At 37.3% G+C, this 3,344-nt stretch carries 4 protein-coding genes; 2 read left to right on the top strand and 2 right to left on the bottom strand.

The features are described 5' to 3' along the window. Nucleotides 1-390: hypothetical protein (locus AC4AGG_RS15840; RefSeq protein WP_489772991.1), on the bottom strand; the 390-nt coding region annotated here is incomplete at its 3' end. Nucleotides 391-1,000: 610 nt separating this feature from the next. On the opposite strand from AC4AGG_RS15840, the gene AC4AGG_RS15835 reads away from it, so the two are divergent. After that, on the top strand, nucleotides 1,001-1,642 hold the full coding sequence (locus AC4AGG_RS15835) for a DUF6266 family protein (protein ID WP_489772990.1): 642 nt from the start codon (nucleotides 1,001-1,003) through the stop codon (nucleotides 1,640-1,642). Between the two features lie 95 nt (nucleotides 1,643-1,737). On the opposite strand, the gene AC4AGG_RS15830 is transcribed toward AC4AGG_RS15835, so the two are convergent. Continuing rightward, the gene (locus AC4AGG_RS15830) at nucleotides 1,738-1,980 is read right to left on the bottom strand and encodes a helix-turn-helix domain-containing protein (protein WP_489772989.1); all 243 of its coding nucleotides are present in this window, start codon (nucleotides 1,978-1,980) and stop codon (nucleotides 1,738-1,740) included. Between the two features lie 373 nt (nucleotides 1,981-2,353). Between AC4AGG_RS15830 and AC4AGG_RS15825 the strand changes: the two genes are divergently transcribed. Next, a complete protein-coding gene (locus AC4AGG_RS15825; RefSeq protein ID WP_489772992.1) occupies nucleotides 2,354-3,067 on the top strand; it encodes a pirin family protein in 714 nt (237 codons plus the stop codon). Nucleotides 3,068-3,344: the final 277 nt, after the last annotated feature.

Raw genomic sequence — 3,344 nt, 5'->3', positions numbered from 1 at the left:
CTTCGGAACACATGTTTCAGAAGTTCCTGCTGCACTCCACTGATCTTGTGGTACTGAGGCCAAAGTCATAGCTACTGCAGGATTTGTAGTCCCACTCACTTCATACTTTAAAGTCTCCGTTCCATAGCTATTGGCTAATCCTTTAATGTAATAAAAAGGAGTACCATTATTAGAAACGGTAGTCAAGGTTCCAACGGCGTAGGTCGCGGTTGCCACTACAGTTCCATTAGTCCGATAGACCTTAAGGGTCACACTAGGACTCGTCCATTGGCTGACAGGTATCAAGATATCTGCAAAACCATTATGCAAGCGAGTCATACACACATTACCACTCTGTGGGAAAGCCACCATACTGAGTAGTAAAAATAACGAGATAAAAAAATTCCTCATACTTTACATTTAATGTTTTTTTGTTTATTTCATTTCATTAATCATCAAGAAATTAAGAAAGAGCACCTCCATATTTTATAAAAACATAAGACACTCTATAATTTCACAAAATTATACATATCAATCCAAATAGTTTAAAATTAAATAATAAATTATCAAATAATTTATTATGTTAAGTGAAATTTCGTTAATTTTTTGAAAAATAAATTATAAAAAAACAATTGATAATTGTTTTTTTTAATCAAATCTCAAATAGTATAAAACTATCGTTTAATTATCATTTACATTAATTGCCTATGTCAAAAAAAAAAAAAAAAAACATTTATACACGTATCTTAACTCCCGTTAGGATTGACTTCACGAAATCATTAATACTTTCTAACATAAGTTAGATATAAGCCCTCTCTCCCCCCAGAATCCTTTTGAAAAAACATGGTTTTTCAAAAGGATTCCAAAAGAAGTCTCGAAGAAGTCTCGAAGAAAGGGGGTACAAAAGGTGGACTTATGTGGACATTGGTGGACACACGCGGACATTTGAGCGCAAACTATTGCTAATCAACCCAAAGCGATATAACTTCGTCCTCATAATAACCAAAAAAATAGATTTATTATGGCAAGAATTAGTAAAGGAATCCTTGGTGGATTCAGTGGTACCATCGGTACCGTAGTAGGCGCTAACTGGCGCGGATTGGACGTGATCAGAAGCCGTCCAAAACCTTCATCTCGTCCTGCAACGGATAGGCAGTTGATGCAACAACAGAAATTCAAATTGGTGATTAGTTTTCTTAATCCATTGAGAAGAATTCAGGCATTGTATTTCGGAAGTCCACAAGGTCAAAAGTCGAGAACCAATTTGGCAACCGCTTACACCATTAACGATGCTGTTGAAGTTGTCAACGATGTTCCAGCACTTAACTACTCCAAAGTGATTGTCACCAAAGGGGAATTGGCTGCTTTTCAGAATTTGGCGGTAACTCCACAAGCCAATCAGGTGCTGAACTTCACATGGACAGATAATCAAGTCCAGGCTTCTGCTCATGGCAATGACATCTTCTGCGTGGTGAGCTACTGCGAAGAACTGAACGAGTTTTCGAACTACGAAACAGCGGCAATTCGGCAAGATGCTACCGCCGATGTAACGCTTCCTCTATTGTTCCAGGGGAAAGAAGTTCAAGTCTGGGCTTATTTCCACAATGTAGAAGAAAGCTCTGCTTGTATATCCCAGTATGTAGGTGCGCAAACAGTACTGTAATCACCCTAATGAAGACGAATCGCTGACTTTGACAAGCCAGCGATTTTAGTTTTTAAGAGTCACCAATGAATATTTAAAATCCATTTGTGGATTTTTTAGATATCGAAAAATGATTTGGGATAAAAGTACTTTTTGCCCACCTTGCGATAGGGTATCTTACCCGACTTTCGCCATCGTTGAAGTGTTTTGTCGCAAACATGAAGATACATCTTGAGATCTGCATTGTCATAAAATGGAGATTCCGTTTTTTTCCTAATTATCATCCGTTCTGAAGCTTCAGCAAGCAGTATCATCACCATTTGAAGCACCTCATCCGGAATCGTGATTGAAGGTTTCATAGGTTTGTTTTTTTTCGGATGGCTAAATTGAAAAAAATCATGAAAACGCCGATCAGGAAATCTCCTGTTTTAAAGGGAAGAAAATAACTGGTATTTTGACCATCAACATTTAACAATTTAAAGAAAAAGCATTTCTCATCATCACTTACTTATCCTACATCAATGTTTTGGACTTGGTTAGATTGTAATTTTGTCTTGTTAATTTCAACTTTAAGTCATGGACAGAAAAGATTTTCTACGAAAAGGATTACTTGGTACGAGTGCTTTTGTGAGCTCCGCTGCGTTGGGTAATCTTCTTAAAAATAATATTGATGAACTTAAAGAATTAGATATCATCGGATTTAATCATTTTCCTAACATAGAGAACAAAACAATGAATACCGTACTACACCAAGCCGACACAAGAGGCGACGCCAACCACGGTTGGTTACAAAGCAAGCATACTTTTAGTTTTGCCAATTATTATCATCCCGACAGAATGCATTTTGGTGTTCTTCGTGTCCTGAATGATGACCAAGTCGCACCGGGAATGGGATTTGGGACACATCCTCATGACAATATGGAGATTATCTCTATTCCGTTGGAAGGGGATCTGGAACACAAAGACAGCATGGGAAATGTGACTGTTATCCGAGAAGGTGACGTGCAAGTGATGAGCGCCGGAACGGGAATTACCCATAGCGAATACAACAAAAACAAGGATAAAGAAGTGAAGTTTCTTCAAATTTGGGTCTTCCCGAAAGAAAGAAATGTTACGCCTCGTTATGACCAAGTTTCGATTCGTAAAGTCGAGAAGAAAAACGAATTCTACCAGGTCTTGTCTCCTAATCCTAATGACCAAGGTGTTTGGATTCATCAGGATGCTTGGTTTCACCTGGGGAAGTTTGAAGAAAATGTTAGTACTTCTTATTCATTAAAAAAGGAAGGAAACGGAATGTACTTTTTCGTTTTGGATGGAGAAATTGAAGTAGAAGGGCAAAAATTGTCCCAACGAGACGGCTTCGGAATTTGGGATACCGATGTCGTTAATATAAAGTCTTTAACCAACAGCAGAGTGCTTTTGATGGAAGTTCCCATGGTTTTGTAATCAATCATCCACTTCATAATGGACTGCTTGAGCTAACGCTCAAGCCGTTTTTGTTCAAAAGAATTCAAAAATATTAGGAGAACAAGCACATTCAAGAAATCATATACCTCATACATTTTAGAAATTAGCTGTAGGAGTATTGTGCCTCTCTGTATAGGTTTTTATACATGATAGTGTTATTGAAAACGATTTTCTCTTGGTTAAGGAGTTATAAGCAATGATGGCATGTCTGAATAATTATCGCACAATAAATATTTTTAATTCAATAAAATTTTTA

This window comes from Chryseobacterium sp. CG10_8, from assembly GCF_058117085.1.
The sequence above is the reverse complement of the archived record's forward strand: the minus strand, read 5'-3'. Positions and strand labels throughout refer to the sequence as shown.